Genomic DNA, 25,450 nt, shown 5'->3' with positions numbered 1-25,450 from the left:
ACGAAACGGGCTAATCACCCTTGTGCCGCAACGGACTCGGGCTGTCCCGGCCGGTTCAGCCTTCCTCTTCGGGGAATCGACCCGCGTCGAGGTCGGCGGTGAACCGATCCAGGCGCCTTGCCGCACCGGCGAGATCGTGTTTGGCCGCGGCCGTAATGACCAGCAGCTTCCGGGTCAGCGCCATGCGTACGCCCTCCGGGACTTGCAGTGCGCGCACTCTTGTGTGCGCTTCCTTGAGCCGGGACGCGACCGCCGTATAGAGCTCGAGTTGGCCGTCGTGTTCCATGCACAGATTGTGCCATCTGGGGCGAGTTGTCGCCTGCGCAGGGGGCAACTGCCGCCTCGAACGGCCTTCCTGGCACCTTCGGGAGCCGGTCCTCAGAACCTTGCGTACCCCGGCAACCACGCCTCTAACGTGGGAAGTTGTGCGTCACGGGCGGCCGCGGACGGATCCGGAAACGGCCGTACCCCCGATCGGGCTGATCGGGGGTACGGCGGGTGTGTTGGGTGGCCGAAACTCGACCTTGCGGAGCCCCGGGGAGGGCCGTGGCGGGCCCTTGGGCGCTCCGGGGGGTCAGACCTGGACGGTCTGCGGCTTGAACGACGGGCGCTTCGCCTCGTACGCGGCGATGTCCGCCTCGTTCTGGAGGGTGATCGAGATGTCGTCCAGCCCGTTCAGCAGGCGCCAGCGGGAGTTCTCGTCCAGCTCGAAGGAGGCGGTGACGCCCTCGGCGCGGACCTCGCGGGCCTCCAGGTCGACGGTGATCTCGGCCTGCGGGTCCTTCTCCACCAGCTCCCACAGCGCGTCCACGACCTTCTGGTCGAGGACCACCGTGAGCAGGCCGTTCTTCAGCGAGTTGCCGCGGAAGATGTCGGCGAAGCGGGCGGAGATCACGGTCTTGAAGCCGTAGTTCTGCAGGGCCCAGACGGCGTGCTCGCGGGAGGAGCCGGTGCCGAAGTCGGGGCCCGCGACCAGGACGGTGGCACCCTCGCGCTCGGGCCGGTTGAGCACGAACTCCGGGTCCTTGCGCCAGGCCTCGAAGAGCCCGTCCTCGAACCCGTCCCGGGTCACCTTCTTGAGCCAGTGGGCGGGGATGATCTGGTCGGTGTCGACGTTGCTGCGGCGCAGCGGGACGGCCCGGCCGGTGTGCTTGGTGAACGCTTCCATGACTCTCAGACTCCAGCGGGCGTGGGGGCGTCGGCGGCGGACAGGTCGGCCGGGGAGGCGAGGTGGCCCAGGACCGCCGTCGCGGCCGCGACCTGCGGCGACACCAGGTGGGTGCGGCCGCCCTTGCCCTGGCGCCCCTCGAAGTTGCGGTTGGAGGTGGACGCGGAGCGCTCACCCGGGGCCAGCTGGTCCGGGTTCATGCCCAGGCACATCGAGCAGCCCGCGTGCCGCCATTCGGCGCCGGCCTCCTTGAAGACCACGTCCAGGCCCTCGGAGACGGCCTGCAGACCGACCCGCGCCGAGCCCGGGACGACCAGCATGCGTACGCCGTCGGCGACTTTGCGGTCCCGGACGATCTCGGCGGCGGCGCGCAGGTCCTCGATGCGGCCGTTGGTGCAGGAGCCCACGAAGACCGTGTCCACGTTGATGGAGCGCAGCAGCTGACCGGCCTCCAAGCCCATGTACTCCAGGGCCTTTTCGGCGGCGAAGCGCTCCGAGGCGTCCTCGTACGAAGCCGGGTCGGGGACGGCGGCGGAAAGCGGTGCGCCCTGGCCGGGGTTGGTGCCCCAGGTGACGAACGGTGCCAGCTCGGCGGCCTCGACGACCACCTCGGCGTCGAACTGGGCGTCGTCGTCCGTGCGCAGCGTCTTCCAGTACTCCACCGCCGCGTCCCAGTCGGCGCCCTCGGGGGCGTGCGGGCGGCCCTGGAGGTAGGCGAAGGTGGTCTCGTCGGGGGCGATCATGCCCGCGCGGGCGCCGGCCTCGATCGACATGTTGCAGATGGTCATGCGGGCCTCCATCGAGAGCTTCTCGATGGCCTCCCCGCGGTACTCCAGGACGTAGCCCTGGCCGCCGCCGGTGCCGATCTTCGCGATGATCGCCAGGATCAGGTCCTTGGCCGTGACGCCGTCGGGCAGTTCGCCGTTCACGGTGATCGCCATGGTCTTCGGGCGGGCCATCGGCAGCGTCTGGGTGGCCAGCACGTGCTCGACCTGGGAGGTGCCGATGCCGAACGCCAGCGCGCCGAAGGCGCCGTGCGTGGAGGTGTGCGAGTCGCCGCAGACCACGGTGGTGCCGGGCTGGGTCAGGCCCAGCTGCGGGCCGACGACGTGCACGACGCCCTGCTCGACGTCGCCCAGCGGGTGCAGCCGGACGCCGAACTCCGCGCAGTTCTTGCGCAGCGTCTCCAGCTGGGCCCGGGAGACCGGGTCCGCGATGGGCTTGTCGATGTCGAGCGTCGGGGTGTTGTGGTCCTCGGTGGCGATGGTCAGGTCGAGCCGCCGCACCGGGCGGCCGCTCTTGCGGAGGCCGTCGAAGGCCTGCGGGCTGGTCACCTCGTGCAGCAGGTGCAGATCGATGAAGAGGAGGTCGGGCTCGCCCTCGGCGCGCCGGACGACGTGGTCGTCCCAGACCTTCTCCGCGAGTGTCCTACCCATCGCTTTCCCTTCGGTCGGCGACGGAGCGCCGACCCAACTAGAGATCTTGGGGAAGCGGTGCCCGCACCCCTGTGCTTCCGGGCAACCGCCACCAGGCCCTTTGGTCACGGGCCGTTGTGACTTCCTGCCGTCCAGGGTGGCGCGTTCCATGGAAAATTGAACTTGCGTTTCACAGAGTGAGACGGGAGTATCGTGTCATGGACAACAGTAGCGGCGTCGGCGTTCTGGACAAGGCGGCCCTCGTCCTGAGCGCTCTGGAGTCCGGCCCGGCCACCCTCGCGGGGTTGGTCGGTGCGACCGGACTGGCACGACCCACGGCCCACCGCCTGGCCGTGGCGCTGGAACACCACCGTATGGTGGCGCGCGACATGCAGGGCCGTTTCATCCTCGGCCCGCGCCTGGCCGAACTGGCCGCGGCGGCCGGCGAGGACCGCCTGCTCGCCACGGCGGGCCCGGTCCTCACCCACCTGCGCGACGTCACGGGCGAGAGCGCCCAGCTCTACCGCCGCCAGGGCGACATGCGCATCTGCGTGGCCGCGGCCGAGCGTCTGTCGGGCCTCAGGGACACGGTCCCGGTCGGCTCCACGCTCACCATGAAGGCCGGCTCCTCGGCGCAGATCCTCATGGCCTGGGAGGAGCCCGAGCGCCTGCACCGCGGCCTCCAGGGGGCCCGCTTCACGGCGACGGCACTGTCCGGTGTGCGGCGCCGCGGCTGGGCCCAGTCCATCGGCGAGCGCGAGCCCGGCGTCGCGTCCGTCTCCGCGCCGGTGCGCGGCCCCTCCAACCGCGTGGTGGCCGCGGTGTCCGTCTCCGGGCCCATCGAGCGCCTCACCCGCCACCCCGGCCGCATGCACGCGCAGGCGATCATCGACGCCGCGGGCCGCCTCTCCGAGGCGCTGCGCCGCAACGGCTGACCGCCGTCCCCCGACACTTCTGACCGGTCACGGGCCCGCCTCAACGCCGCGGCGGGCCCGGCGCCGTTCTCAGGCCCCGTCCGGAGCCTTCCCCGGGTCGACGACCCGCTTCTGCGCCCGCTGCTCCGTCGCGTCCGCCGTCTTCCGCGACCGGTACGCGAAGCGGTCCCGCGCGCGTTTGCCGCGCCGCTCCAGAGGCACCTGTCCGTGTGCCGCCGCGAGCCCGAACGCGGGCATGTCGGCGTAGATCGACTCGTACGACCCCTCGGGCACGACGTACGCCTCGTGCCACAGCCCCACGTGCCCACGCACCTTGCCCTTGCGCTCCTTGCGGTTGATGATCGCCCACGCGCGGTGGTGGAACATGTCGGGCGAGTGCGCGTACCGGTAGAGCTTCTCCTTGGACTCCCAGTACTGGACGACGTAGTACGTCCGCGGCGAGGCCGTCAGCAGGACGTGGCTCAGGAGTCCGCGCTCCGGGTCCTTCGCCAGTTCGCGGAGCATGCGCGGCATGGCGAGGAAGACCGGCAGCCAGTGGTGCACGGCCCAGAAGTGGTTGATCCGCATGCCGATGAGCAGGACGGTCACGTCCCCCTCGGCGGCGGCGGTGGTGCGGGTCGCGGTCGCCTTCTTGCCCGGCATGACGCCTCCCCCTGTTGGCGAGCTGCACTGTCCAAGTGGTGCTGCTTAGATAGTGGCGCTATCCGAGGAAGGGCGCAAGGGATGCGACTGGCCGACCTGAGCAAGCGCAGCGGGGTGTCCACCGCGACGATCAAGTACTACCTGCGGGAAGGGCTGTTGCCTCCGGGGCGGCAGGTCAACGCGACCACCGCCGAGTACGACGACGGCCATCTGCGCCGGCTGCGGCTGGTACGGGCGCTGATCCAGGTCGGCAAGGTGCCGGTGGCGACGGCCCGGGAGGTGCTGGGGCACGTCGACGACGAGTCGCTGGGCCGCACCATCCGGCTGGGGGCGGCCCTGTGGGCGCTGCCGCAGGACGCCGAGCCGGACAAGGCGGACCCGGCGGTGGCCGCCGCGCACGGCGAGGTGGACCGGCTCCTCGAACTGCTGGGCTGGGAGACCGCCCGGGAGCTGGCGCCGCTCTCCCCCGTGCACCGCTCCCTGGTGGTGGCGGTGGCCGCGCTGCGCCGCCTCGACTATCCGTGGGACGCGGAACTGATGGCGCCCTACGGCGAGTTGATGATGGAGGTGGCCCGGCGGGACCTGGACTTCATGGAGACCCACGCCTCGGAGGCGGAGCAGGTCGAGATGGCGGTCGCGGCGGCGGTGCTCTTCCAGCCGGTGCTGCGGGCCCTGCACCGGCTGGCCCAGGAGGAGGAGTCGGCGCGGCGGTACGGCATCGAGTAGGCGTCGGGGGAACGCCGAAGGGGGCTCCCGCCTCGGCGGAAGCCCCCTTCGGACTTCGAGTACCCCCGACCGGATTCGAACCGGCGCTACCGCCTTGAGAGGGCGGCGTGCTAGGCCGCTACACAACGGGGGCGTGGATCTTGCGGGCGTTTCATACTGCATCGCCGCAGATCCGAGCTGGTCTACCAGGACTCGAACCTAGACTAACTGAACCAGAATCAGTCGTGCTGCCAATTACACCATAGACCAATGTGGTTTAGACCAGTTCGTACCCCCGACCGGATTCGAACCGGCGCTACCGCCTTGAGAGGGCGGCGTGCTAGGCCGCTACACAACGGGGGCCCTAGCGATCCTGCATCAAGGACAGCGGGAGCGACCCGAACTGTCCTCGCGGGAAGGATCTGTACCCCCGACCGGATTCGAACCGGCGCTACCGCCTTGAGAGGGCGGCGTGCTAGGCCGCTACACAACGGGGGCTTTGCGGATGTGCTCCGCGGCGCAGATAAGCTCTGCGAGCTGGCCTACCAGGACTCGAACCTAGACTAACTGAACCAGAATCAGTCGTGCTGCCAATTACACCATAGGCCACTGGAACGCAATCCCCAGCGGGGTTCTTGTTCTAGCGTTGCGCTTCCGGTTCCCGGCCCTTCGGCCCGCTCTCCGGCGGCGCAGGAAGAACATTACCTGAAGGTGGACGGGGCTCCAAAACGGGTATCGGCGCCGAGGAGCGCGGGAAGTTCGGAGAGCGAGGCGATGCGGCGCGGTCCGGCCGGCGGGTCGACGGTCGCGTAGACGCCGCCGCGGTCGATCCACACGGAGAGCAGCCCCGCGTCGGCGGCACCGCGTCCGTCGATCTCCGGATGGTCGCCGACGTAGGCGACCTCGGCCGGACCGAGGGCGAGGGCGTCGCAGGCCGCGAGGAAGGCCCCGGCCTCCGGCTTGGAGACGCCCAGCTCGGCGGCGCACAGGATGGCCTCGAAGCGGTCGTGCACGCCGAGGACACGCAGCTTGCGGTCCTGGACGGTGAGGCTGGAGTTGGAGAGCACGGCGTGCCGGTGGCTGTCGGCGAGGGCGTCCAGGACGGGCAGCACGTCCGGGAAGAGGGGACCAGGCGGCCTCGTAGTGCGTGACGTACCGCTGGAACCAGTCGTCGGCCTCGGCGTCCGTCAGCTCCGGCCGGCCCAGGAAGACCCGGGTACGGTCGCGCCGCTGTGTGACGAAGTCCACCTCGCCCGCCGAGAAGCGCGCCCACTGCTGGTCGGTGATCTCCCGCCAGCGCACGAGGGCCTCCTCGGCCGACCCGTATCCGGCGAGGAGCCCTTCGGCGACCAGATGGGCACGCATGCCCTCGCGGTCGGCGGTGGTGTAGTCGAAGAGCGTGTCGTCGACGTCCCAGACCACGGCTTTGATCGGCATGGGGCCCAGCCTAGGGGGCGGCCGTGGCTCCGCCTACTGCGCGGCCAGGCCCTCGATCTCGACCAGCATCCGCGGGTCGGACAGGGCCCGGACCTCGGCCAGGAGGCTGGCGGGGCGGCAGTCGGCGGCGGCCAGCTCGTCCAGTACGGCGTCGTAGTGGGCCGTCACGGCCTCGATGTCGACGGTGAAGATCCGGATCTGGACGAGGTCGCTCAGGGCGAAGCCGGCCTTCTCGAGGGTTTCGGCCAGGCGCCGGAAGGTCAGCCGGAGCTGGCCGCGGACGTCGCCCTCGGCGGCGATGCCGCCCTCGTCGTCGCGGGCCTCGTGACCGGCGACCACGAGCCAGCGCCGGGGCTGTTCGACGAGGACGGCCCGGTTGTAGGCGAGCCGGTCTCCGAAGAAGCGTGGGTCGATGTCCTCGCGGCGCATGCCGTCAGTCTGCGGGGGCCGAGCCGACGGCGCCGGTCGGAGGGAGCCGGGCGGGGTAACGGAAAAGGGCGGCGCCCCATGCGGACGCCGCCCTTCACACGTGCTGCCGGTTACGCCGCGAGCCGCGCCAGCGCCGCGTCGATCCTGGCCAGTGCCTTCTCCTTGCCCAGGACCTCCAGGGACTCGAAGAGGGGCAGGCCGACGGTGCGGCCGGTGACGGCGACGCGGACGGGGGCCTGGGCCTTGCCGAGCTTGAGGCCGTGGGCCTCGCCGGCGGCCAGGACGGCCTCCTTGAGGGACTCGGGAGAGGTCCAGTCGGCGGCGTCGAGCTTCTCCCGGGCCGTGCCGAGGAGCGCGTCCGAGCCCTCCTTCATCGCCTTGGTCCAGCTCGCCTCGTCGAGGACCGGCTCCGGCAGGAACAGGAAGTCGACGTTGTCGGTGATCTCGGAGAGGACCTTGAGGCGGGTCTGCGCGTGCGGCGCGATCGCCTGCCACTTGGCCTCGTCGAAGTCCTCGGGCGCCCAGGGGGCGACGGGGGCCTTCAGCCAGGGGCGGCAGCGCTCGGTGAAGTCCTTGACCTCCAGCAGGCGGATGTGGTCGCCGTTGATCGCCTCGCACTTCTTCAGGTCGAAGCGCGCCGGGTTGGGCTGGACGTCGGAGACGTCGAAGGCCGCGACCATCTCCTCGATGGTGAAGATGTCCTGGTCGGCCGAGAGCGACCAGCCGAGGAGGGAGAGGTAGTTGAGCAGGCCCTCGGGGAGGAAGCCGCGCTCGCGGTAGAGGTTGAGGCTCGACTGCGGGTCGCGCTTGGACAGCTTCTTGTTGCCCTCGCCCATGACGTAGGGCAGGTGGCCGAAGGCGGGGATCTCCTTGGCGACGCCCAGCTCGATCAGCGCCTTGTACAGGGCGATCTGGCGCGGGGTGGAGGAGAGCAGGTCCTCGCCGCGCAGGACGTGGGTGATCTCCATCAGGGCGTCGTCGACCGGGTTGACGAGCGTGTAGAGGGGCGCTCCGTTGGCGCGGACGATGCCGTAGTCCGGGACGTTCTCCGGGAGGTAGGTGATCTCGCCGCGGACCAGGTCCGTGAAGGTGATCGCCTCGTCGGGCATCCGGAAGCGGACGATGGGCTCGCGGCCCTGGGACGTGTACTCCTCGACCTGTGCGTCGGTCAGGTCGCGGCAGTGGCCGTCGTAGCCGGAGGGCTTGCCGGCGGCGCGGGCGGCCTCGCGGCGGGTGTCCAGCTCGTCCTGGGAGCAGTAGCAGCGGTAGGCGTGGCCGGCGTCGAGGAGCTTGGCGGCGACGTCCTGGTAGATGTCCATGCGCTGCGACTGGCGGTACGGCGCGTGCGGGCCGCCGACCTCGGGGCCCTCGTCCCAGTCGAAGCCCAGCCAGCGCATCGAGTCGAGCAGCTGGTTGTACGACTCCTCGGAGTCGCGGGCCGCGTCGGTGTCCTCGATGCGGAAGACCAGCGTGCCCTGGTGGTGGCGCGCGTAGGCCCAGTTGAACAGGGCGGTGCGGACCAGGCCCACGTGGGGGTTACCGGTGGGGGACGGACAGAAACGGACGCGTACGGGGGAGCCGGATGCGCTAGCCACGCTTGACAACCTTGTTGGTGAGAGTGCCGATGCCTTCGATGGTGACGGCGACCTCGTCGCCGACGTTGAGGGGGCCGACGCCGGCCGGGGTGCCCGTGAGGATCACGTCGCCGGGGAGCAGCGTCATCGCCTCGGAGATGTTGACGATCAGGTCCGCGATGGAGTGGATCATCTCGCTGGTGCGGCCGAGCTGGCGCTGGGCGCCGTTGACCGTGAGCTGGACGGTGAGGTCGCCCGCGGCCGCGAGGTCGAGGTCCGTCTCCACCCAGGGGCCGAGCGGGCAGGAGGAGTCGAAGCCCTTGGCCCTGGCCCACTGCTTCTCGCGGCGCTGCACGTCGCGGGCGGTGATGTCGTTGGCGCAGGTGTAGCCGAAGATGACGTCCTGGACGCGCTCGCGCGGGACCTCGCGGCACAGGCGGCCGATGACGACGGCCAGTTCGGCCTCGTGGTGCAGTTCCTCGGTGAAGGAGGGGTACTGGATGGCGTCGCCGGGGCCGATCACGGAGGTGGACGGCTTGAAGAAGGCGAACGGCGCGTCGGGCACCTCGTTGCCGAGTTCGCGGGCGTGCTCGGCGTAGTTGCGGCCGAAGGCGACGACCTTGTTGGGGAGTACCGGCGGCAGGAGCCGCACCTGGCTCAGGGGCACCTTGGTGCCGGAGAGCTCGTAGTCCGCGAACGGGATGCCCTTGATGATGTCGAGGACGAGCTGGTCCGGCTGGTCGCCCTCGACCGCGCCGAAGGCGACGTTCCCGTCGATGGAGAACCTGGCGATGCGCACGGGTTGCTTGGCCCCTTGACTGAGCTGACTGGAGTCTGACGCTCCAGGCTATCGCGGTGGGCCTGAACCGCCGGGCAGGCCCAAGGGGCCGGGGCCACCGCTGAACGTGGGGCGACCCGGCGTCGTACTACTCTGCGACCGACGCCGTGACCGGGGCCTCCATGAGGATGGTGCGGCGGGGGTTGGCGGTCTGGGTGGGGAGCTCGACGGCGTGCTCCGGCTGCTCCGGCGTCCGCAGTTCGTCGGCGTCCTGGAGGTGCGCCAGCGTCGTGCGCCGCGGGTTGGCGATCTTGTGGAACATCATCGTCGTCTTCACGGTTGTACGTGGCCCTGTCGTGTCCGGGCGCCCGAGGGGCGGCGAAGGCCGCTGCGAGGGCGCGGGTTGTCGGTTTTGCCTTCTCTGTAAAGCGTCAGGCTAAACACGCGATTCCCCGTGAACCGCGGAGGAGTCCATGATCCGGATGTGAGTTTGCTCACTTATCAAGGGTCAAACCGGTCAATTGCGACGCCCAGCACACTCCGACTAAACCGACATTGCACATCTGAAGGCATCATTCCGCTGCTGATCATGTCGACTGGGACACCCTCCACGCCTCGGCGACTCGCGGGCATACGCCCGGTTTGCGGGTGATCACCTTCTACGTCCGGTGACCCGGCCCTCACGTGCTGTCACGTATCTCACGCCCTGCCCCACGGGCCTTGTTGGAGATCCTGCACTGTGCTGGAATTCCACGGACCGCCGCGGGATCGAGCCGGCGCACAGGGGGCGCACACCAGCGCCGAGCGGCGGCGAGAAGGGGGAACCAGCGCCGGTCACTCACGACCAACACAGGGGCGTATTCAGGGCGCCCCTTTGACGCCGACACCGTGCCCGGCCGTTCACGCGGCGGGGCGCCTGGTCCAGAGGTTGCGACGCTAGTGCAGGGACGTTTCAAGAGGGATGGCAGCGCTTCGGCGGAGCCGGAGCCGCAGGGCGGGACTGGCCCCAAGGCCGTCAGCTCCTCGCCCCAGCACGCCCAGAACCCGGGCCAGACCCAGCCCGGCGACAGCGGGGAGCGCGCCGGTCAGGCGGCCGGCTCGTCCGCTCCCGGCCAGCAGTCGCCCACCAAGCCGGCCAAGGGCTCGACCGGCCCCGGCCCGCGAATAGCCCTGCGCAACTGGCGGATCTCCACCCGTCTGGTGTCGCTGCTGGCGCTTCCGGTGGTCGCGGCGACTTCGCTGGGCGCGCTGCGCATCAACCAGTCGATGGACGACATCCAGCAGCTCGAGAACATGAAGCTGCTGACCGAGATGACCAAGCAGGCCACGGAGCTGGCCGCCGCGCTCCAGGAGGAGCGCGACCAGTCCGCCGGTCCGCTGGCCCACGGCTCGAAGTCCAGCGCGATCGCCGTCAAGGGCGACCGCGAGCAGACCGACCGGGCGCTGAAGAACTTCCTCGACAAGTCCGAGCAGATCGACGCGGCGAGCAAGGACGGCAAGCTCGTCGGCGTGCGCGACAGCCTCGTCGGCATCGCGAGCGACCTGAACGACCTGACCAAGATCCGCAGCACGGCGTACACGGCGAAGGACAACTCGACCCAGACGGTCGAGGCCTACCACCGCCTGATCACCCACCTGCTCGACCTCTCGCAGGACATGGCGGAGGCGACCAGCAACCCCGACATGATCCAGCGCACGCGCGCCCTGTCGGCCTTCTCCTCGGCCAAGGAGTACGCGTCGATCCAGCGCGCGGTCCTCGCCGCGGCCCTCCCCGCGAACAACACCAGCAAGGGCGATCTCGCCGAGAACGACCGGCTGTACGCCCAGTCCGCGCTGCAGAGCCAGACCTCCGAGATCCGCAGCTTCACCAGCATCTACGGCGACGGCGCGGAGGACCTGCTCAAGCCGATCTCCGAGGGCAACCCGGTGATCGAGGCGTCCGACCAGTACGCCGGGCGGGCACTGGGCCGGGTCAACGGCCTGGCCGGCCTGAAGTCCCGGTCCTACCAGGACTGGCTGGACGACAGCTCCACCAAGATCCAGCAGATGAAGAACATCGAGCTGAAGCTGCTGGAGGACATGGAGCAGCAGGCCCGTGAGCTGCGCAACGAGTCCGAGCAAGAGGCCATCATCTCCGGTGTCCTCATCCTGCTCGTGCTCGGCGTCTCGCTGGTCGGTGCGTTCGTCGTGGCGCGGTCCATGATCCGCTCGCTGCGCCGCCTGGAGGACACCGCGACCAAGGTCGCCCAGGACCGGCTGCCCGAGCTGGTCAAGCAGCTCTCCGAGACCGACCCGCAGGACGTCGACACCTCGGTGGAGTCGGTCGGTGTGCACTCCCGGGACGAGATCGGCCGAGTGGCCGCGGCCTTCGACGACGTGCACCGCGAGGCGGTCCGCCTCGCCGCCGAGCAGGCCCTGCTGCGGGGCAACGTCAACGCGATGTTCACCAACCTCTCGCGCCGCTCCCAGGGCCTCATCCAGCGCCAGCTCTCGCTCATCTCCGAACTGGAGTCCCGCGAGGCCGACCCGGACCAGCTGTCCTCGCTGTTCAAGCTCGACCACCTCGCCACGCGTATGCGCCGTAACGGTGAGAACCTCCTCGTCCTCGCGGGTGAGGAGCCCGGCCGCCGCTGGACCCGACCGGTGCCGCTGGTCGACGTGCTCCGCGCCGCCGCCTCCGAGGTGGAGCAGTACGAGCGCATCGAGTTGGCCTCCGTGCCGAGCACCGAGGTCGCCGGCCGCGTGGTCAACGACCTCGTGCACCTGCTCGCCGAGCTGCTGGAGAACGCGACCTCGTTCTCCTCGCCGCAGACCAAGGTCAAGGTCACCGGTCACGCCCTGCCCGACGGCCGGGTGCTGATCGAGATCCACGACACCGGCATCGGCCTCTCGCCGGAGGACCTGGCCGCGATCAACGAGCGCCTCGCCTCGCCGCCCACCGTGGACGTCTCCGTCTCCCGCCGCATGGGTCTGTTCGTGGTCGGCCGCCTCTCGCAGCGCCACGGCATCCGGATCCAGCTGCGCCCCTCCGACTCCGGCGGTACGACCGCGCTGGTCATGCTGCCCGTCGACGTCGCCCAGGGCGGCCGCAAGCCGCAGCCGAAGCCGGGTCAGCCCGGCGCGGGCAACGGCGGTCCGGCCGCCGCGCAGGCGGCCGCCGGTGTCGCCGCGGCCCGCCGTGGCGGTCAGGGCGGCGGTGCCCTCGCGGGCGGCGGCGCCTTCGGCGGTGGAAGTGGCGGCGGTGCCCTCGGCGCCGGTGCGCCGGGCGGCCGGCTCGGTGCCGGCCAGGGACCGCGGGCCGCACTGCCCGGGCGCGACGCGGGCGGCCGCCCGGGTGCGCAGGGTGGACCGCGCGGGCCCCAGTCCCCGGCGGGTCCGGGCCAGCAGAACCGCCCGGCCCCGGCCGGCGCGGGCGCCGGTGCCGGTCAGGCACCCGGTGCTCCGCAGGGCCTCCAGGCCGCGGGCATGAACGCGCCGCAGGGCAACGCACCGGCGAGCGACGCCTCGCAGGGTCAGGACATGTTCGGCGGGAACCGCACTCCCGGCGCACCCGCGCAGCGCAAGCGGGGCGGCAACGGCGACGCCGAGCAGGGCCGTCGTCCGCAGCTGCCGCCGCGCGGCGGTCCCCGAGCCGAGCTGCCCGGCGGCAACCCGCAGCCGCGGGTGCCCAGCTGGAGCGACGAGAACGCGCAGCCGCCGGTGCCGCGGGCCTCGCTGGACGCCCCGCGCGGCCACGACGAGCCGGACAGCTCCCGCACCGACCGGACGCCGCGCCTCGACGAGCGTCAGGGCCCGGGCTCGACCGCCGAGATGCCGGCCGTGCCCCGGTTCGGCGAGCCCCAGTCCCCCGCCGCCACGGCCGAGTTCGCCCGCCCCGACTTCGACGCCCCGGCGCCCCGTCGGGACCAGTCGCAGGACACCGGCCAGTTCGCCCAGCCCGGCCAGAACCAGTACGACGCGCGGAACGAGTACGAGGACCAGTACGGGCAGCAGGACCAGTACGGTCAGCAGGGCCAGTACGGGCAGGACCAGTACGCGCCGGGCCAGTACGGTCAGGCCGGGCCCGGCCAGGACCAGTACGACCGGGCTCGGTTCGGCCAGGACGCCCCGCAGAACGACCAGTTCGCGCGACCCGAGCCGGCCGCCCCGCAGCAGGACGGCGGAGCCTTCGTCCGCTCGGACGTCTTCGGCGGTCAGCCGGCCCCGAACGGCCAGGCCCCGGCCGACCGGTTCGCAGCCGCTCAGGGCTACGACAGCGGCTCGACCGGTCAGCACGACCTGCCGGGCCGTCAGAACCCGGCCGTTACCGGGCAGTTCGAGCGTCCGCAGGTGGGTGGCACGCAGGGCGGGAACGACTTCGGCGCCCCGCGCCCGCCGGCCCCGCAGCGACCGGTTCCGCAGGAGCCCGCGGGTCAGAACACCAACGGAACTCCCGCGCAGCGGCCCGGAGACGGCTGGGCCCTGCCCCCGGCCTCCGGTCCCGGTGACGGACGTACGCCGCTGTACGACACGCTGGAGACCAACTGGTTCCACGGTGACCGCGAGGCGAGGGCGCCGCAGGCCGCCCCGGCCGCGTCCCCGGAGCCGCAGGCCGCCCAGCCCCAGACCCCGGCGGCCCCCCAGCGGCCGGCCACCTCGGCCTGGCGCAGCTCGCCGAACGACGATCTCGTCCGGCAGGCGGAGCGCGTCAGGCAGCCGGCCGCGGGTGGGGTCACCACCTCCGGCCTTCCGCGCCGGGTCCCCCGGGCCAACCTCGTCCCGGGGACGGCTCAGCAGCAGTCGCACCAGAGCGGTCCGGCGGTTTCGCGTGCGCCCGACGACGTGCGCGGCCGGCTGACCAATCTCCGTCGGGGAATCGCACAGGGCCGTCAGGCCGGTACCAACCAGACCGGCAGCTACCCGCGGCCCACTCACCAGCAGGAGCGTTAGTTGAGCCCGATGAGCCAGGCGGCACAGAACCTCAACTGGTTGATCACGAATTTCGTGGACAACACCCCGGGGGTGTCCCACACCGTCGTCGTGTCCGCCGACGGACTTCTCCTGGCGATGTCCGAGGGCTTCCCTCGCGACCGCGCCGACCAGCTCGCGGCCGTCGCCTCGGGACTGACCTCACTGACCGCCGGGGCGTCCCGGATCTTCGAGGGCGGCAACGTGGCACAGACGGTCGTGGAGATGGAGCGGGGGTTCCTCTTCCTCATGTCCGTCTCCGACGGCTCGTCCCTGGCCGTCCTCGCGCACCCGGAGTGCGACATCGGCCTCGTCGGCTACGAGATGGCGCTCCTGGTCGACCGCGCGGGTGCGGTCCTCACACCCGACCTGCGCGCCGAACTACAAGGCAGTCTGCTCCACTGATCGGCCCCGGCACCACCCGTGTTACCAAATCACCGTCCGGCCGCCACAATCCCCCCACCGGCCTCGTCAGACGGCTTGACTGACCGACTTGCTGTCCCGCCCGGAGGATTCATGACCCCGCCCACCGCCTCTCATGATCCGTACGCGGAGCCGTACGAGGACGAGGGCGACCAGCCGCTGGTACGTCCCTACGCGATGACCGGTGGCCGGACCAGGCCGCGCTACCAGCTCGCCATCGAGGCGCTGATCAGTACGACGGCCGACCCGGCAGCGCTCATGGGGCTGCTTCCCGAGCACCAGCGGATCTGCCACTTGTGCCGCGAGGTGAAATCGGTGGCCGAGGTGTCGGCCCTGCTGGCGATGCCGCTCGGTGTGGCGCGAATCCTGGTCGCGGACCTCGCGGAGGCAGGACTCGTCGCCATTCACCAGCCTGGCGGAGACGAGAACAACGGCGGTGCGCCTGACGTGACACTGCTCGAAAGGGTGCTCAGTGGACTTCGAAAGCTCTGACGGAGGGCGGGCGACCACCTCCGCGAAGATCGTGGTGGCCGGCGGCTTCGGCGTCGGCAAGACCACGTTCGTGGGCGCCGTCTCCGAGATCAACCCCCTGCGCACCGAGGCCGTGATGACCTCGGCCAGCGCCGGGATCGACGACCTCACACACGCCGGGGACAAGACGACCACGACGGTCGCCATGGACTTCGGCCGCATCACGCTCGACCAGGACCTGATCCTGTACCTGTTCGGCACACCCGGCCAGGACCGGTTCTGGTTCATGTGGGACGACCTGGTGCGCGGTGCCATCGGCGCGGTCGTGCTGTGCGACACCCGCCGGCTGGCCGACTGCTTCCCGGCCGTCGACTACTTCGAGAACAGCGGTCTGCCGTTCGTCGTCGCGCTCAACGGCTTCGACGGCCAGCAGCCCTACTCGCCGGACGAGGTGCGCGAGGCGCTGCAGATCGGCCCGGACACCCCGATCATCACGACCGACGCCCGGCACCGCGCCGACGCGAAGTCGGCTCTGATCACACTGGTCGAGCACGCGCTGATGGCGCGTCTGCGGTAGGTCCACCGACCGCCGCAGCCAAGTCGGCAGGGGTCTACGGCACTTGTCGTAGACGGTTCGGAGCCGACTGTGTCCTTTGACACGGTCGGCTCCGCTGTTCATAACGTTTCGGCAGAGGAATCGGGTGGTACCGACACGCGACGCGGTCGACTGGTCTCGCTGCGCGCACGAACGCCTCGTCTTTTGACGGACCTCGCTCTTTATGACCGTTTTACGTGGGGCTTACATCACGTGCAACCCCCGCGTTCCACTGTTTGGAAGAGCGCTGGTCGCCGTGCTGGAATGCCAGAACTGCCCCATGGTCTAAGACGTACTCAGCAGTAGCGCGTACTCGATGACTGACGGAGTGGGTTCTGAGACACAGCGGCACGACACAGGTGCCGACCGCCGAGAGGTTGTTGGTCGAGTGAGGCGAAGCAAGAACAGTCCCGAGCCATCGGCCCGGGGCAACTTCACCCCGCCGCCGCGCACAGCGGCGCCCGCCCCCGCCCCCGACGCGGAACCCAAGGCCGAGCCGCCCGCGCCGAGCGGTGGCCGTTTCACGCCGCGCAACTGGCGGGTGACCACCCGGCTGAACGCGATCCTGCTCATACCCGTGCTGGTCGGCCTCGTCATGGGCGGCTTCCAGGTGAAGAGCTCGATCGACACCTGGCAGGACGCCGAGGACGCCGAGAGCACCGCGCGTCTCGTGCGCGCCTCCCTCGGCTACGCCAACGCCCTCTACAACGAGCGCGACATCACCGCGGCCCCCCTGCTGCAGGGCAAGGGTGAGAAGGACACCACCGTCGCCGCGGCCCGCCAGGCCACCGACGAGGCGGCCGACGCCTTCGACGCGGCGGCCCAGGGCATGCCCGGCAAGGCCGGCCTGGAGCGCCGGCTGAAGGTGTTCCGCGAGCAGGAGCCCAAGCTCCAGACGCTGCGGGCGGCCGCGTACACCTCCAAGCTCAAGGGCGTGGAGACCGAGGAGGGCTACACCGGTGTCGCCCACCCCCTCATGGAGTTCGCCAACGAGCTCGGTCTGGGCACCGGCAACATCACCTCCTACGGCCGTACCGTCTACGCGATCTCCCTGACCAAGGCCGCGCTCTCGCTGGAGCGCTCCATCGGCATGCACATGCTGGTCAAGCCGGGTCCGGAGCCCGGCCACCTCGCCAGCCAGCGCGTCGCGCTCTCCTCGTACGCCTACCTGGAGCGCATCGCGGTCGAGGAGTACATCGGCGGCGGCACCGAGGCGGACGCGCAGAAGCTCGAGGACGCCGAGGCGAAGCTCAAGGAGGACGGCGCGGCCATGGCCAAGGAGGCCAAGGCCAAGGACCCGGACTACGTTCCGCCGCCGTCCAACCCGACGACGATGATCTCGGAGCTGGCCGGACTCGAATCCACCGACACCAGTGATCGCGCGGAGCTGGCCCAGCAGGGCATCACGCCGGAAAACTGGTGGGCGGTCAACACCCTCAAGTTCGACGCGTACCAGAAGATCGAGTCGGACCTGGCCGACAAGGCGGTGTCCGAGGCGTCCACGATCGCCGACGACGCCGAGCGGGACGCCTACATCACGGGTGCCGCGGTCGTGATCGCACTGCTCGCCGCGTTCATCCTGGCCGGCATGGTGGCCCGCGGCATGAGCCGCTCCATGCGCCGGCTGCGCAACGCCGCCTTCGGCATCGCCGAGCAGCGGCTGCCGATGCTGGTCGACCAGCTCTCCCGCACCGACCCCGGCCGGGTCGACACCCGGGTGCAGCCGATCCCGATCACCTCCACCGACGAGATCGGCGAGGTCGCCCGCGCCTTCGACCAGGTGCACCGCGAGGCGGTCCGGCTCGCCGCCGAGCAGGCCCTGCTGCGGGGCAACATCAACGCGATCTTCACCAACCTGTCGCGCCGCAACCAGTCGCTGATCGAGGGCCAGCTGAGTCTGATCACCGACCTGGAGAACAACGAGGCCGACCCGGACCAGCTGGAGAACCTCTTCCGCCTGGACCACCTGGCCACCCGTATGCGCCGCAACGGCGAGAACCTCCTGGTCCTCGCCGGCGAGGAGCCCGGCCGCCGCTGGGACCAGCCGGTCCCGCTGGTCGACGTGCTGCGCGCCGCCTCCTCCGAGGTGGAGCAGTACGAGCGCATCGAGCTGTCCGGGGTGCCGGAGGCCGAGATCCACGGCCGCGCCGTGACCGACCTCGTGCACCTGCTCGCCGAGCTGCTCGAGAACGCCACCACGTTCTCCTCGCCGCAGACCAAGGTCCGCGTCACCGCGACCCGGCTGCCCGACGGCCGTGTGATGGTCGAGATCCACGACAAGGGCATCGGCCTGACCGCCGAGGACTTCGCCGACATCAACCACAAGCTGGCCAACCCGCCGACCGTGGACGCCGCGATCTCGCAGCGCATGGGCCTGTTCGTGGTCGGCCGGCTGTCCGACCGGCACGGCATCCGCGTCCAGCTGCGCCCCTCCGGCGAGCAGGCCGGCACCACCTCGCTGGTCATGCTCCCGGACGCCATCACCCATGGTGGCGGCGGCGAGCAGCAGCAGCGCGACGAGTTCACCGTGTCGCAGATCATCCCGGAGCAGAACTTCCAGGGCGAGAACTTCGGCCAGGTGGGCCAGGTCGGGCAGCCCATGCGCACCGCCGCCGAGCTGGGCTTCGACGACAGCCGGTACGCCGAGATCCCCGACGACATACGTGAGCTGGACCCGGTGGGCCGCTCGCTGATGCGCGAGGAGCGCCGCGCGGCCCTGGAGGCCCAGTCGCACCCCGAGCTGCCCGGTCCCGCGGACCAGGGCGTCGCCGGGAACGACGGGGCCATCGGCTTCCAGGACCAGTTCACCGGACAGCAGCCGGGCTACGAAGGCCGGCAGCCGGGATACGACCAGTCCGCCGACGGCTACCAGCAGCAGCCGAACGGCGCCTACCAGGAGTCGCCCGGCGGCGCGTACCCGCAGTCGCCGAACGGAGCGTACGACCAGCAGTCGGCGTACGCCGACCCGCAGCAGGCGTACCAGGAACCGCGGCAGGCGTCGTACGACGAGCAGTACTACGCGCCGAACGGCGGTGGCCCGGAGTCCGGGAACCACTCGCCCTTCGAGCAGCGGCGCCACCAGGACGACTGGCCGCAGCAGGACGGATACCAGAACGGATATCCGGACCAGTACCCGACCGGTGCCCCTCAGGCGCAATCCGCCGAGGCCGCTGACGTGACCGAGGCGGACCGCGTAGGCTTCGAGCGTCCGGGGCCGGCCCCCTCCGCCGCCCACGAGCTGACCGACGCCGGTCTTCCCCGCCGCGGATCCACCGCGAGCGGCGCGGGCAATGCGGGGCACGTGGGCCAGGAGACGCCGGCCGCCGCACCGGGGACGGGCGGCGAGGACACCTGGCGGTCGGCCAACGACGACCGCTGGCAGCAGGCCTCCTCGCTGCGCAAGCCCAAGGCGGGCGGGGTGACCTCCTCGGGCCTCCCGCGCCGGGTACCCAAGGCCAACCTGGTCGAGGGCGCGGCCGAGACCACTCCACAGGGAGGCCCCCAGGTCTCCCGCGCTCCGGAGGACGTCCGGGGCAGGCTGAGCAACCTGCGGCGCGGCGTCGAGCGAGGCCGCAACGCAGGCAGTGAAACGAACGGCCAGGACACAGGGAATGAACACCGTGGTCCTGACAGCACCTACAACCAGGAGCGTTAGTGTGAGCCCGATGAGCCAGGCGGCGCAGAACCTGAACTGGTTGATCACCAACTTCGTGGACAACACCCCGGGGGTGTCCCACACGGTGGTGGTCTCCGCCGACGGACTCCTTCTGGCGATGTCCGAAGGGTTCCCCCGCGACCGAGCCGATCAGCTCGCGGCCGTCGCCTCCGGCCTGACCTCGCTGACCGCCGGTGCCTCGCGCATCTTCGAGGGCGGCAGCGTGAACCAGACGGTTGTGGAGATGGAGCGCGGATTCCTCTTCATCATGTCCATCTCCGACGGCTCGTCCCTCGCGGTTCTCGCACACCCCGAGGCGGACATCGGTCTCATTGGGTACGAGATGGCCCTTCTGGTGGACCGTGCCGGTACGGTTTTGACCCCCGATCTGCGGGCTGAGCTCCAAGGGAGCCTTCTCAACTAAAGGACAGACGGTGCGTTTTGGCGTCCCGTGGCCGTAAAGTTTCGGGACGCGGCTCCACAGCGATGGGTGCCAGGCACAGTCGGAGGAGGAAAAAGTGGGAACACCCCCAGGCGGTCCGTCATCGGGCAACTGGTCGTACGGCCCTGGTCAGGGCCAAGGCGACGGCTCGGCGAACGGGTACGGCTACCCCTCCGTGCCGGGCCACCGGCAGCCGTACGCGCCGCAGGGCCCCGGCCCTTCGCCGTACGACCAGCCGCATGCTCCGCGCATCCAGCCCGTGCAGCCGCAACGCCGCACCCCTGAGCCGGCGCCCGCCGGGGCGTCGAACAACCCCCTGGTGCGCCCGTACGCCATGACGGGCGGCCGCACCAGGCCCCGGTACCAGCTCGCCATCGAGGCGCTGGTGCACACCACCGCGCAGCCGCACCAGATGCAGGGCCAGCTGCCCGAGCATCAGCGGATCTGCAACCTCTGCCGGGAGATCAAGTCGGTGGCCGAGGTCTCGGCCCTCCTGACGATCCCTCTCGGTGTGGCCAGGATCCTCGTCGCCGACTTGGCGGAGGCGGGACTGGTCGCCATCCATCAGCCCGGCGGCGACGAGAGCGCCGGCGGCCAGCCAGACGTGACACTGCTCGAAAGGGTGCTCAGTGGACTTCGCAAGCTCTAGCGGCGGTCCTTCCCGCTCCACCACTTCCGCGAAGATCGTGGTGGCGGGCGGCTTCGGCGTGGGCAAGACCACGTTCGTCGGCGCTGTCTCGGAGATCAACCCGCTGCGCACCGAGGCCGTGATGACATCCGCTTCGGCGGGCATCGACGACCTCACCCACACGGGGGACAAGACGACCACGACGGTCGCCATGGACTTCGGCCGCATCACGCTCGACCAGGACCTGATCCTGTACCTGTTCGGTACGCCCGGCCAGGACCGGTTCTGGTTCATGTGGGACGACCTGGTGCGCGGCGCCATCGGGGCGATCGTCCTGGTCGACACGAGGCGGCTGGCCGACTGCTTCCCGGCCGTCGACTACTTCGAGAACAGCGGTCTGCCGTTCGTGATCGCGCTCAACGGCTTCGACGGCCAGCAGCCGTACCAGCCGGACGAGGTCCGCGAGGCCCTCCAGATCGGCCCGGACACGCCGATCATCACGACGGACGCGCGGCATCGGGCCGACGCGAAGTCGGCACTCATCACTCTCGTGGAGCACGCACTGATGGCGCGGTTGCGCTAGCACGCCGCCCAGCCTGCGGGCAGTCGTGCCGCTGGGGCGGCACGGGTGGGCGCAGGCGGCACCCCGTCAGCGCCGGGTTGCGCGACGCCCCCTGCGGCCACTGGGCTGCCGGGGGCGGTTTCGTTGCCGGGTGCGGGCAGTACGTGGCTGGTCGCGCAGTTCCCCGCGCCCCTGGGTTAGTTGCCTGGCCCGGCGTCGAGCAGAGACCCGGCATACAGGTCGAGGCCCCTCCGTTGTGGAGGGGCCTCGACCTGTATGCAGGCTGAGCTCAGCGCCAGCTGTGCGGCGCTCGGAAACCCGGCTCGCGCTCCAGGCGGCGCCAGCCCGCGCGGGCGCGGCCGCCGCCGTGGGTCGGGGCGATCTCGGCGGGGCGGGCGGCGGCTCGGGCCAGGAGGAGGGCCGTGATGGCGGCGACTTCCTCGGGCTCGGCGTGGCCCTTCTCGACGCGGATGTCGGAAGTGGACATGGAAGTGGCTCCTCGGGTCACTGCGGCGGGTTGCCGTGCTTGCGGGAGGGCAGGTCGGCGTGCTTGGTGTGCAGCATCGCCAGGGACCTGATCAGTACCTCGCGGGTTTCGGCGGGGTCGATGACGTCGTCGACCAGGCCGCGTTCGGCCGCGTAGTAGGGGTGCATCAGCTCGGACTTGTACTCCTTGACCATGCGCGCCCGCATGGCCTCGGGGTCCTCGGCGTCGGCGATCTGACGGCGGAAGATGACGTTGGCGGCACCCTCGGCGCCCATGACGGCGATCTCGTTGGTCGGCCAGGCGTAGGTGAGGTCGGCGCCGATGGACTGGCTGTCCATGACGATGTAAGCACCTCCGTACGCCTTGCGCAGGATCAGCGAGATCCGGGGCACGGTCGCGTTGCAGTAGGCGTAGAGGAGCTTGGCCCCGTGGCGGATGATGCCGCCGTGCTCCTGGTCGACGCCGGGCAGGAACCCGGGTACGTCCAGAAGGGTGATGATCGGGATGTTGAAGGCGTCGCACATCTGGACGAAGCGGGCGGCCTTCTCCGACGCCTCGATGTCCAGGACGCCGGCCAGGGCCTGCGGCTGGTTGGCGACGATGCCGACGACCTGCCCGTCGAGGCGGGCCAACGCGCAGATGATGTTGCGGGCCCAGCGCTCGTGGACCTCCAGGTACTCGCCCTCGTCGACGAGTTCCTCGATGACCTTGGTCATGTCGTACGGGCGGTTGCCGTCCGCCGGGACCAGGTCGAGGAGGGTGTCCGAGCGGCGGTCCGCGGGGTCGGAGGACTCGGCGCGGGGCGGGTTCTCCCGGTTGTTCTGCGGGAGGAGGGAGAGGAGGTAGCGGACCTCGGCGAGGCAGGTCTCCTCGTCGTCGTAGGCGAAGTGGCTCACGCCGGACGTCTCGGCGTGCACGTCGGCGCCGCCCAGGCCGTTCTGCGTGATCTCCTCGCCGGTGACCGCCTTGACCACGTCGGGGCCCGTGATGAACATCTGCGAGGTGTCGCGGACCATGAACACGAAGTCGGTGAGGGCGGGGCTGTAGGCCGCGCCGCCCGCGCACGGGCCGAGCATCACGCTGATCTGCGGGATGACGCCGGACGCCTTGGTGTTGCGCTGGAAGATGCCGCCGTACCCGGCGAGCGCGCTGACGCCCTCCTGGATACGGGCGCCGGCGCCGTCGTTCAGGGAGACCAGCGGGGCACCGGCCGCGATGGCCATGTCCATGATCTTGTGGATCTTCGTGGCGTGGGCCTCGCCCAGCGCGCCGCCGAAGATCCGGAAGTCGTGGGCGTAGACGAAGACCGTGCGCCCCTCGACCGTGCCCCAGCCGGTGATGACACCGTCGGTGTAGGGCTTCTTGGCCTCCAGACCGAACCCGGACGCCCGGTGCCGGCGCAGCTGCTCGACCTCGCGGAAGGAATCGGGGTCCAGGAGCAGCTCGATGCGCTCGCGTGCCGTCAGCTTGCCCTTGGCGTGCTGAGCCGCCGTCGCCTTCTCACTCGGCCCGGCGAGCGCCTGCGCACGGATCCCGTGCAGCTCGGCCACGCGGCCACGCGCGTCCGTCGGCTCGCCCGGCGCCTCATCCAAAACGGTCATGTAGCGACTCTACGAAGCCGACCAAGGATTGCGAGCCGTCGACTCCGTACAGTCTCCGGCCCGTTTTCCTGGTAGCACTGAACAGAACCCCCACCGCATGCAGCCCTTTCGACTGCTCAGGGGGCCTCATGCTTGTAGGGGTCGCACAAAGCCGTCAGCTGAGAGTCACCTCACATTCATGGGTGGTACATACCACCCCTGGAGTGACGCGCAGGTGCAGTCGGCGGCCCGCCGCGAGGATCTCGACCGTCTCGTCGGCCCGCAGCACCGCTCCCACCGGGTGGTCCCAGACGATCTCCAGGGCCTCTCCCGTGCGCGGCGGTTCGCTCACGCAGAGGGTAGCGGTACGGCCCCGGCGGCGGACCAGCACGCTCGCCCCGGCCGTGGTGGTGAGCGGGCCCGCGGTGCCGGCCTGCCAGAAGTTGGCGGCCGTCAGACCGAGGGAGGGGACGGTCACCGCCTGGCGGTGGTCGTCGTTGGCGAGGACCTTGAGCCAGTGGCGGTCCGCGGCGCGGCGGGCGAGGGCCGCCCGGGAGGCGCCCGGCATGACGGTGTAGACGTAGCCGGCGTCGGCCGGGTCGGTGCCGTGGTCGAGCCACAGGGTCTGCCAGCGGCGGGTACGGCGCTCGGTCGTGCTGGTGGTGTTGATGTCGGACCAGGCGCCGGTGCGGTCCTCGCGCAAAGTCCGCAGGGCACCCTCGGGCACGATCCAGCCGCCGTGGCCCTCCAGGTGGGCCCAGTGCCGGCCGCGTACGAGGGTTTGGGTGCCGCCCTCCCCCAGGTTGCGGTTGTCCACGACCGTCTCGACCGGTACGCCGTCCGCGCACGTGATGCCGGCGCCCAGGCAGACCACGGCGTCGTCGAGGAAGAACCAGGACTTGCGGGCCTCCAGGGTGGAGCCGAGCCCCTTGAGGTGCTGGCCCACGGCCGCGTACTCGCCGTCGGTCGCGCCGCCGACCCAGCGCACGTCCGGTTTGGGTTCGCCCCACTCGCCGCCCGCCCGGTCGGCCAGGCGCTTGGTGGAGACGGTGGTGCCGGGCAGCCGGTACCAGTCGACGGTGGGCCAGTACCAGTCCGTGTACTGATCCGCCGTCGTTCCGTTCGCCCACCAGGTGAGCATGCCCGCGCCGGTGTGCCAGCCGCGCGGGTTCTCGCCGTTGCCGCACTCGTAGTGGGCGATGCGGTCACTGGCCATGGCGAGGCCGGCGGTGAAGGCGGGGCGGCGGTGGACGGCGCGGTCCATGGCCGCGAAGAGGTGGTGCCCCACGGGTTCGGGGGCGGCCTCGCCGGGGGCGTCGGCGATCGCGTGCAGCCGGGCCAGGTCGGCGACCGGGAACTGGGGCGCGGTCAGGATCGGGGTGACCGTGTCCCGCTCGGTCCAGCCCTTGATCCGGGCGTACCAGCGCTCCCGCTCGGCGTCGCTCGCCCCGCCAGCGAGGACGGCCATGGCGGCGACGAGCTGCTGGCCGTGGAAGTGGTCGCTGCGCATGACGTGCAGGTCGTCGCTTTCGAGGTAGCCCCGGCTGATGGCCCGCCCGTTGACGATGTCCATGACGAGGCCGTCGTGGATCAGGGGTGCGTAGGCGTGTTCGACGCTGTCGAGGACGAGCTGCTTGCCCGGGTCGGTCACCTCCCACTCGGAGCCGGCCAGCAGGGTGAACAGCCGGCCGAGGCCGTCCAGCATGACCTGGCCGTACGTCCCCGAGTAGGCGACCCAGGTGTGCTGGACGAACGAGCCGTCGGCGTAGAGCCCGTCCCCCTCGGTGACGTACGGGAAGACCGGCGAGAGGGCGTCGCGGGCCAGGGCGAGCTTGCCGGGGGCCCGGCCCAGGACGCCGCGCAGGGCGACGGAGCGGCACAGGTCGACGCGGTTGGCGCCGGTGGAGGTGCCGGTGTAGTCGCCGAGCATCGCATCGGGGACGAAGTGGTCGACGGCGGCGCAGGCGGCGGCCACCCGGTCGGCGCCGAGGTGGTCGTGGAGGGCGGCGGTGATGTCCATCAGCAGCCGGGGACTGCCGATCTGCCACTCCCACCAGTTGCCGTAGCGGGTGGTGGCCGGGTTGTAGACGGTGGCCGAGAGATGGTCGAGGCCGCGCAGGATGTCGGCGAGGAGGGCGGGGTCGCCGGTGGCGCCGGTGCCCTCCTGCACGTACGCCTCGGTCATGGTCCACAGGCGGCCGTAGGCGAAGGTGATGCCGGCCGGCGGGTCGAAGGGGTGGCCCGGCCACAGGGAGGTGGGGGCGGGGGCCATGGTGGCGCGGTGCTCGCGGGCCCGCTCGCCGGTCTCGGCGAGGCGGGAGGCGTACGGCTCGGCGGCCGGGTCGTAGCCGGTGCCGAGGGTGATGTCGAGCCAGCGGCGGCGGAGGGCGTCGTAGGGGTCGGCGGTGGCGGCCGCGGCCCGGGGCACGGACGTGAGGGCGGCGGCCGCGCACGCGGCGAGCAGGACCGCGCGGCGGGTGGGAGCGGTGGGGCGCTGTGGGGTCATGCTCATGCCGTCTATCACGTTGGCGACGGGAGGGGAACGGCGCCGCGACACGCGGTGCGAAGCGGTTGATG

General features: G+C 70.9%; 21 protein-coding genes, 5 tRNA genes and 1 pseudogene. 10 read left to right on the top strand and 17 right to left on the bottom strand.

The window, feature by feature from the left end; all coding sequences use genetic code 11:
* Positions 1–55: 55 nt before the first annotated feature.
* From ACH4D3_RS31525 to leuC, 3 genes are all read right to left on the bottom strand, one after another.
* Positions 56–286 carry a hypothetical protein gene (locus ACH4D3_RS31525; protein ID WP_109036119.1) on the bottom strand — a complete coding sequence of 77 codons (231 nt, stop codon included), beginning with the start codon at positions 284–286 and terminating at the stop codon, positions 56–58.
* A gap of 288 nt (positions 287–574) precedes the next feature.
* Positions 575–1,168, bottom strand: coding sequence for a 3-isopropylmalate dehydratase small subunit (leuD, locus tag ACH4D3_RS31520; protein WP_398329138.1), 594 nt, complete (start codon positions 1,166–1,168; stop codon positions 575–577).
* 5 nt (positions 1,169–1,173) lie between these two features.
* Positions 1,174–2,604 (bottom strand): 3-isopropylmalate dehydratase large subunit, encoded by a 1,431-nt coding sequence (gene leuC, locus ACH4D3_RS31515; protein ID WP_398329135.1) that lies wholly within the window; start codon positions 2,602–2,604, stop codon positions 1,174–1,176.
* A 197-nt stretch (positions 2,605–2,801) separates the two neighbouring features.
* On the opposite strand from leuC, the gene ndgR reads away from it, so the two are divergent.
* Positions 2,802–3,518, top strand: a complete 717-nt coding sequence (gene ndgR, locus ACH4D3_RS31510) for an IclR family transcriptional regulator NdgR (protein WP_011030305.1) — start codon at positions 2,802–2,804, stop codon at positions 3,516–3,518.
* Between the two features lie 69 nt (positions 3,519–3,587).
* Here the strand turns inward: ndgR and ACH4D3_RS31505 are convergent, their stop codons facing one another.
* Complete coding sequence (locus ACH4D3_RS31505) at positions 3,588–4,160, bottom strand: DUF4188 domain-containing protein (protein ID WP_398329131.1); 573 nt, start codon at positions 4,158–4,160, stop codon at positions 3,588–3,590.
* A gap of 81 nt (positions 4,161–4,241) precedes the next feature.
* Between ACH4D3_RS31505 and ACH4D3_RS31500 the strand changes: the two genes are divergently transcribed.
* Entirely contained in the window at positions 4,242–4,886 is a 645-nt protein-coding gene (locus tag ACH4D3_RS31500) for a MerR family transcriptional regulator (protein WP_398329128.1), read from the top strand.
* Between the two features lie 60 nt (positions 4,887–4,946).
* On the opposite strand, the gene ACH4D3_RS31495 is transcribed toward ACH4D3_RS31500, so the two are convergent.
* The 10 genes and pseudogenes from ACH4D3_RS31495 to ACH4D3_RS31450 all read right to left on the bottom strand — a co-directional run bounded on the left by ACH4D3_RS31495 (position 4,947) and on the right by ACH4D3_RS31450 (position 9,420).
* Positions 4,947–5,019: transfer RNA gene (locus ACH4D3_RS31495), tRNA-Glu, on the bottom strand.
* A 44-nt stretch (positions 5,020–5,063) separates the two neighbouring features.
* Positions 5,064–5,135: transfer RNA gene (locus ACH4D3_RS31490), tRNA-Gln, on the bottom strand.
* A gap of 20 nt (positions 5,136–5,155) precedes the next feature.
* Positions 5,156–5,228, bottom strand: a tRNA-Glu gene (locus ACH4D3_RS31485).
* A gap of 62 nt (positions 5,229–5,290) precedes the next feature.
* Positions 5,291–5,363 (bottom strand) — tRNA-Glu (locus ACH4D3_RS31480).
* A 39-nt stretch (positions 5,364–5,402) separates the two neighbouring features.
* Positions 5,403–5,474, bottom strand: a tRNA-Gln gene (locus ACH4D3_RS31475).
* Positions 5,475–5,566: 92 nt separating this feature from the next.
* Positions 5,567–6,302 (bottom strand): annotated as a pseudogene (locus tag ACH4D3_RS31470) (HAD family hydrolase).
* Between the two features lie 33 nt (positions 6,303–6,335).
* Complete coding sequence (locus ACH4D3_RS31465; RefSeq protein WP_398329125.1) at positions 6,336–6,731, bottom strand: RidA family protein; 396 nt, start codon at positions 6,729–6,731, stop codon at positions 6,336–6,338.
* A gap of 110 nt (positions 6,732–6,841) precedes the next feature.
* Entirely contained in the window at positions 6,842–8,326 is a 1,485-nt protein-coding gene (gene gltX / locus ACH4D3_RS31460; protein ID WP_398329122.1) for a glutamate--tRNA ligase, read from the bottom strand.
* Positions 8,319–9,104 carry a fumarylacetoacetate hydrolase family protein gene (locus ACH4D3_RS31455; protein WP_398329119.1) on the bottom strand — a complete coding sequence of 262 codons (786 nt, stop codon included), beginning with the start codon at positions 9,102–9,104 and terminating at the stop codon, positions 8,319–8,321. The genes gltX and ACH4D3_RS31455 overlap by 8 nt, the downstream gene beginning before the upstream one ends.
* Before the next feature lie 127 nt (positions 9,105–9,231).
* Positions 9,232–9,420: a hypothetical protein gene (locus ACH4D3_RS31450; RefSeq protein WP_398329117.1), complete on the bottom strand. Its 189-nt coding sequence runs from the start codon at positions 9,418–9,420 to the stop codon at positions 9,232–9,234.
* A 602-nt stretch (positions 9,421–10,022) separates the two neighbouring features.
* Between ACH4D3_RS31450 and ACH4D3_RS31445 the strand changes: the two genes are divergently transcribed.
* From ACH4D3_RS31445 to ACH4D3_RS31410, 8 genes are all read left to right on the top strand, one after another.
* The gene (locus ACH4D3_RS31445; protein ID WP_398329114.1) at positions 10,023–14,012 is read left to right on the top strand and encodes a nitrate- and nitrite sensing domain-containing protein; all 3,990 of its coding nucleotides are present in this window, start codon (positions 10,023–10,025) and stop codon (positions 14,010–14,012) included.
* Between the two features lie 9 nt (positions 14,013–14,021).
* The gene (locus ACH4D3_RS31440) at positions 14,022–14,435 is read left to right on the top strand and encodes a roadblock/LC7 domain-containing protein (protein WP_003973453.1); all 414 of its coding nucleotides are present in this window, start codon (positions 14,022–14,024) and stop codon (positions 14,433–14,435) included.
* A gap of 111 nt (positions 14,436–14,546) precedes the next feature.
* The gene (locus ACH4D3_RS31435; protein ID WP_003973454.1) at positions 14,547–14,945 is read left to right on the top strand and encodes a DUF742 domain-containing protein; all 399 of its coding nucleotides are present in this window, start codon (positions 14,547–14,549) and stop codon (positions 14,943–14,945) included.
* On the top strand, positions 14,926–15,501 hold the full coding sequence (locus ACH4D3_RS31430) for an ATP/GTP-binding protein (protein WP_003973455.1): 576 nt from the start codon (positions 14,926–14,928) through the stop codon (positions 15,499–15,501). The genes ACH4D3_RS31435 and ACH4D3_RS31430 overlap by 20 nt, the downstream gene beginning before the upstream one ends.
* 406 nt (positions 15,502–15,907) lie before the next feature.
* Positions 15,908–19,174, top strand: coding sequence for a nitrate- and nitrite sensing domain-containing protein (locus tag ACH4D3_RS31425; RefSeq protein WP_398329110.1), 3,267 nt, complete (start codon positions 15,908–15,910; stop codon positions 19,172–19,174).
* A 10-nt stretch (positions 19,175–19,184) separates the two neighbouring features.
* Positions 19,185–19,598, top strand: a complete 414-nt coding sequence (locus tag ACH4D3_RS31420; protein ID WP_004983065.1) for a roadblock/LC7 domain-containing protein — start codon at positions 19,185–19,187, stop codon at positions 19,596–19,598.
* 94 nt (positions 19,599–19,692) lie between these two features.
* Positions 19,693–20,265 carry a DUF742 domain-containing protein gene (locus ACH4D3_RS31415; protein WP_398329107.1) on the top strand — a complete coding sequence of 191 codons (573 nt, stop codon included), beginning with the start codon at positions 19,693–19,695 and terminating at the stop codon, positions 20,263–20,265.
* Positions 20,246–20,827, top strand: a complete 582-nt coding sequence (locus ACH4D3_RS31410) for an ATP/GTP-binding protein (RefSeq protein ID WP_030216560.1) — start codon at positions 20,246–20,248, stop codon at positions 20,825–20,827. Before ACH4D3_RS31415 ends, ACH4D3_RS31410 begins: the two co-directional genes overlap by 20 nt.
* 268 nt (positions 20,828–21,095) lie before the next feature.
* On the opposite strand, the gene ACH4D3_RS31405 is transcribed toward ACH4D3_RS31410, so the two are convergent.
* The 3 genes from ACH4D3_RS31405 to ACH4D3_RS31395 all read right to left on the bottom strand — a co-directional run bounded on the left by ACH4D3_RS31405 (position 21,096) and on the right by ACH4D3_RS31395 (position 25,379).
* Positions 21,096–21,293, bottom strand: a complete 198-nt coding sequence (locus ACH4D3_RS31405) for an acyl-CoA carboxylase epsilon subunit (RefSeq protein WP_356862550.1) — start codon at positions 21,291–21,293, stop codon at positions 21,096–21,098.
* A gap of 17 nt (positions 21,294–21,310) precedes the next feature.
* The gene (locus ACH4D3_RS31400; RefSeq protein WP_398329104.1) at positions 21,311–22,894 is read right to left on the bottom strand and encodes an acyl-CoA carboxylase subunit beta; all 1,584 of its coding nucleotides are present in this window, start codon (positions 22,892–22,894) and stop codon (positions 21,311–21,313) included.
* A gap of 154 nt (positions 22,895–23,048) precedes the next feature.
* Positions 23,049–25,379, bottom strand: coding sequence for a polysaccharide lyase 8 family protein (locus ACH4D3_RS31395; RefSeq protein ID WP_398329524.1), 2,331 nt, complete (start codon positions 25,377–25,379; stop codon positions 23,049–23,051).
* Between the last annotated feature and the right edge of the window lie 71 nt (positions 25,380–25,450).

Source organism: Streptomyces sp. NPDC018026 (assembly GCF_044327745.1).
GTDB lineage: Bacteria > Actinomycetota > Actinomycetes > Streptomycetales > Streptomycetaceae > Streptomyces > Streptomyces rubrogriseus.
Note: the sequence above shows the minus strand (reverse complement) of the source record. Positions and strands in the feature narration are given on the sequence as shown.

Coding starts and splice junctions, on each gene's coding strand:
- ACH4D3_RS31525 (WP_109036119.1), bottom strand. CDS start 286: ATGGAACACGACGGCCAACTCGAGCTCTATACGGCGGTCGCGTCCCGG.
- leuD (WP_398329138.1), bottom strand. CDS start 1,168: ATGGAAGCGTTCACCAAGCACACCGGCCGGGCCGTCCCGCTGCGCCGC.
- leuC (WP_398329135.1), bottom strand. CDS start 2,604: ATGGGTAGGACACTCGCGGAGAAGGTCTGGGACGACCACGTCGTCCGG.
- ndgR (WP_011030305.1), top strand. CDS start 2,802: ATGGACAACAGTAGCGGCGTCGGCGTTCTGGACAAGGCGGCCCTCGTC.
- ACH4D3_RS31505 (WP_398329131.1), bottom strand. CDS start 4,160: ATGCCGGGCAAGAAGGCGACCGCGACCCGCACCACCGCCGCCGCCGAG.
- ACH4D3_RS31500 (WP_398329128.1), top strand. CDS start 4,242: ATGCGACTGGCCGACCTGAGCAAGCGCAGCGGGGTGTCCACCGCGACG.
- ACH4D3_RS31465 (WP_398329125.1), bottom strand. CDS start 6,731: ATGCGCCGCGAGGACATCGACCCACGCTTCTTCGGAGACCGGCTCGCC.
- ACH4D3_RS31440 (WP_003973453.1), top strand. CDS start 14,022: ATGAGCCAGGCGGCACAGAACCTCAACTGGTTGATCACGAATTTCGTG.
- ACH4D3_RS31435 (WP_003973454.1), top strand. CDS start 14,547: ATGACCCCGCCCACCGCCTCTCATGATCCGTACGCGGAGCCGTACGAG.
- ACH4D3_RS31420 (WP_004983065.1), top strand. CDS start 19,185: ATGAGCCAGGCGGCGCAGAACCTGAACTGGTTGATCACCAACTTCGTG.
- ACH4D3_RS31405 (WP_356862550.1), bottom strand. CDS start 21,293: ATGTCCACTTCCGACATCCGCGTCGAGAAGGGCCACGCCGAGCCCGAG.
- ACH4D3_RS31400 (WP_398329104.1), bottom strand. CDS start 22,894: ATGACCGTTTTGGATGAGGCGCCGGGCGAGCCGACGGACGCGCGTGGC.
- ACH4D3_RS31395 (WP_398329524.1), bottom strand. CDS start 25,379: ATGACCCCACAGCGCCCCACCGCTCCCACCCGCCGCGCGGTCCTGCTC.